Origin of the sequence: Vibrio variabilis, from assembly GCF_003263785.1 — a bacterium.
Classification (GTDB): Bacteria; Pseudomonadota; Gammaproteobacteria; order Enterobacterales; family Vibrionaceae; genus Vibrio; species Vibrio variabilis.
In genome coordinates this window covers 1-243 of the sequence record NZ_JYJK01000141.1, presented here as the reverse complement: position 1 = coordinate 243, position 243 = coordinate 1, and the positions used below count along the sequence as shown (strand labels likewise).

Below are 243 nucleotides of genomic sequence, written 5' to 3'. Positions count from 1 at the left end.
TTTAATTGTAAATTGTTCCCGTAACTTGCATCTTTTGCTGTTGCGATGCTCATGTGCCAATGCACATTGCGCTTCTCACACCAAAATCTGACTGCGTTACAGAAACAATTTCCTAATCAAAGCGGTCATTAGTAAGACTTTGATTAGAACAGTTTGGTGCGGAGTGGTAGTTCAGTTGGTTAGAATACCGGCCTGTCACGCCGGGGGTCGCGGGTTCGAGTCCCGTCCACTCCGCCACTTATT

Annotated in this window: 1 tRNA gene; it reads left to right on the top strand. The window is 46.5% G+C overall.

What is annotated here, in order from left to right:
- Positions 1-160 precede the first annotated feature (160 nt).
- Positions 161-237: transfer RNA gene (locus TZ48_RS23465), tRNA-Asp, on the top strand.
- Positions 238-243 lie beyond the last annotated feature (6 nt).